We start from the raw sequence: 3,150 nt of genomic DNA, 5'->3' as shown, positions 1-3,150 counted from the left end.
AGAAAATTTATTTAAATCATCCATTTACAATATTCACTCCTATCAGTTTTCTATAAAAATTTAGATTAACTACCAGCATTATATGTATTTAAATAAAAAATGCTTGGACAAGTAACTTAATCTTTTATTTTCACGGCTTTTTACTAATAAAATCAAAAAGCTGTCTTCTAATACGAAGACAGCTTTCCTTTACTTCACATATATAAGTTTTATTCACTGTTAAATAATAGGTTCACCTTTGTTATTGTGTAGTTTTTCACACTTAATTTCCCATCAATTTTGAATATTAATTCAGTCATAATGAGAAAGTCCAAGCTTGTACCACATATTACAACAAAAAATATTTACTTAGAGTGAACCCTTATAGCTAAATATAAATAGGATAGACACTTTATAAAATGTTTAGTTTAACTAGTAACGCTAATAAAATTTGAAGAAGAATTTGAATATTCACTGCAATATCTGTATCAGTAGTTGTTACGGTTACGTTTCTGGAATTTTTAATAAATGTTTTTTGTCTATTAATTTGTTTAATAGATGATTTTTGAAACAATTCTTGTGTTATTTTATCTGCCTTTTCACTATCTGCTATAGAAATACTTACTACAACCACAATAGCTGCTTGTAACGCGGCTTGGATAGATAGTGCAGCTTTTGTATCTGTAGTAGTAACTTGTACATCTGCTGAATCTACTATTTCAATATATTCCTCAGAAACTTGATCGATTTCATCTGTTTGTATAGCTTCTTCTAAAAAATTTGCATTTTTACTAAATGAATAAGAATTTACTGATTCGGAATCCTGTTTTTTTGGTTCAGAACCCCGATTTAATGGATCACGTTTTTTCTTTCTTCTACAAACTTCACAATCACACATAAAATCACCCCTTTTAGTCTAAAAAATTAGCAATATAAAAATATTGGCTAACTACTAGCATTTTATGTATTTTCAAAAAAATTGTTTGGACAAGTAACTGAATTTATATTTTATTTCTAATTCTTTTTTGTAATAACAAAAAGCTGCCTTCTAATAAGAAGACAACCCTCTTTTATTTCACATTTATATAAAAGACCCATACTTAAATACACTTAACTTCATATGATATATTGCATCCTTTCTTTTTAGAATGAGTAGTCGTTACTGAAGGGCACTTTTCGAAGTGCTCTTATCTTTAACCCCCCTCTTTTTCAGGAAGAATTTTTTTACTAAATCCTAATATGATTTGTATCACTAGGGCTGGCGATTACCACATTTCCTTAATAGCTTCAATGAATACAGTAGCTACTAATTAAAATAACCCTATGATTTTCTCTACACTTAAACAATCGTGCGTTACCGAACACATAAACTAATTTTTATTTTGACTATGTAACACTAAATTCACAAGATTATTATCCTATGTTTGGTGAAGCCATCATTTCAATGCCAGCAATCCCACACTTTTAACTAATAACTTAAACAAATGTGCTATCTCAAGGTTCTTTTGATATAGTATCTTATGTTCTATATAATGAAGAGAGCGCTAGTATTCCGAAGGAGGATGTATATGAGTATTCAATTGGCCACACCTAACGATTTAGAATGGATTAATAACCAATATGACTCAATAGGATTTGTACGGAGTGATTTAAAGAGAGATAAAGTTGCAATTATTACATATAACAACGAGTATGCAGGTGTTGGCCGATTAGTCCAAATAGATGAAGATACTTTAGAAATGGGCGGAATTTTTATTCTGCCTCAATTTAGAGGGCTACAATTAGCTGGTGAGCTTGTTTCATTTTTAGTAGAAACTGCAAAAAAATCACAAATACAAAATGTATATTGTCTTCCTTTTGAGGAATTAGAAAACTTTTATAAGAAATATGGATATACTGAAGTCGATACTACGAAAGAAGCAGTCCATCCAATCATTCTAAAAAAATATAATTGGTGTTTGGAGAATTACGATAAACACGTTCTACTCTTCAAATTGTAAATGTAATAAAAAAATATATTCTCAATCGTTTTTCTATCAGTACTCCTAATGGGAGCTAAGGATTAATCAAAGATATTTTATCTCTCCTTTTATAAATGGCTGATTAAAACTCAATGTTCTGTCAATACTATAGGTAACATGATTGTATTTCTCCATTCCCCCTTGGAGAAGAGCAGTTAGCTTTTGCTAACTGCTCTTTTATTTTTTCAAAAAGTCACATAAATATCTTTAATTCCAAACATTCAAAAGATAAAATGTGATAAAATTGTTATGAAGATATTTACCAACTAATACATGCGCCCTAGACTTACGTACTAGGGCGCATGTATTTTTTAGTATGTAACTCCTTCACTCATCTATTATCTACAAAATAAGTATCATATGCCTTATCAAATTCATATCCTAACTTTTCTGCTAGTTTAGCAGATGTAGTATTCGCTGCGTCCCAGTTTGGATACTTTCCATTTTCTAAGCAATCCAATATAATAGCTGCACTAACTACAGTTGCCAAGCCCTCTCTTCTATGATTGTGATCAGTCGCAACTTCAATTTCAATCCCATCATTATAAATACTATAGGAGGATGCACCGCATACAACTTCTCCATTATATAAAATGCTATAACCTATACCACGGTTTATATAATCTTCTACCGAATGAAATTGACTTGTAAAATCTTCAGATATCTTATGTAATTTGGGGCTATTTGCGATATGCTCATCTATTCTTCTTAACTCATATTCTTTTGGAAGTGTTGATATAAAAGATTGTAATTTTGAACGATTAAAAACTTCTGGATTTCGTTTGAATTTATAACGTAAAAACTTATCTATTTTTCTTTCATGGAATGTTTCTAAGCGTTGTTTCCACTCTTCACTATTTACGATAACTAAAATTCTTTCTGGAATATTACGTAATAACTCTTCTGTTTCTTTCGTATTAGGGTCTCCAGCGTAAAATGTAAAAATCCCTACCGTAACTTGTGCTACTGTTGGATTTTCAAGATCATTTACCCAAGCAGTTCCCATATGCCCTTGTAAATAAGAAAGTAAAACAACGTTATTGAAATCCTCAAACATAGAAACTAGTTTTTTTCTTGTATGTATATTCGCTTCATATATCATTTATATTCCCGCCTTCTTTAGAATCAACTACTCTTAACATTTTCATGA

The 3,150-nt window shown here is 30.2% G+C and carries 3 protein-coding genes; 1 reads left to right on the top strand and 2 read right to left on the bottom strand.

Annotation, left to right across the window (positions count from 1 at the left end; genetic code table 11):
* Positions 1-391: 391 nt before the first annotated feature.
* Positions 392-877, bottom strand: a complete 486-nt coding sequence (locus tag ACQGSG_RS27930; RefSeq protein WP_000332786.1) for a spore coat protein — start codon at positions 875-877, stop codon at positions 392-394.
* 670 nt (positions 878-1,547) lie between these two features.
* Between ACQGSG_RS27930 and ACQGSG_RS27925 the strand changes: the two genes are divergently transcribed.
* Positions 1,548-1,979 carry a GNAT family N-acetyltransferase gene (locus ACQGSG_RS27925; protein WP_097813703.1) on the top strand — a complete coding sequence of 144 codons (432 nt, stop codon included), beginning with the start codon at positions 1,548-1,550 and terminating at the stop codon, positions 1,977-1,979.
* 352 nt (positions 1,980-2,331) lie between these two features.
* On the opposite strand, the gene ACQGSG_RS27920 is transcribed toward ACQGSG_RS27925, so the two are convergent.
* Positions 2,332-3,102 carry a GNAT family N-acetyltransferase gene (locus tag ACQGSG_RS27920; RefSeq protein ID WP_000638735.1) on the bottom strand — a complete coding sequence of 257 codons (771 nt, stop codon included), beginning with the start codon at positions 3,100-3,102 and terminating at the stop codon, positions 2,332-2,334.
* Between the last annotated feature and the right edge of the window lie 48 nt (positions 3,103-3,150).

It is taken from the genome of Bacillus sp. GMa5/1 (assembly GCF_050172015.1).
Classification (GTDB): Bacteria; Bacillota; Bacilli; order Bacillales; family Bacillaceae_G; genus Bacillus_A; species Bacillus_A cereus.
Note: the sequence above shows the minus strand (reverse complement) of the source record. Positions and strands in the feature narration are given on the sequence as shown.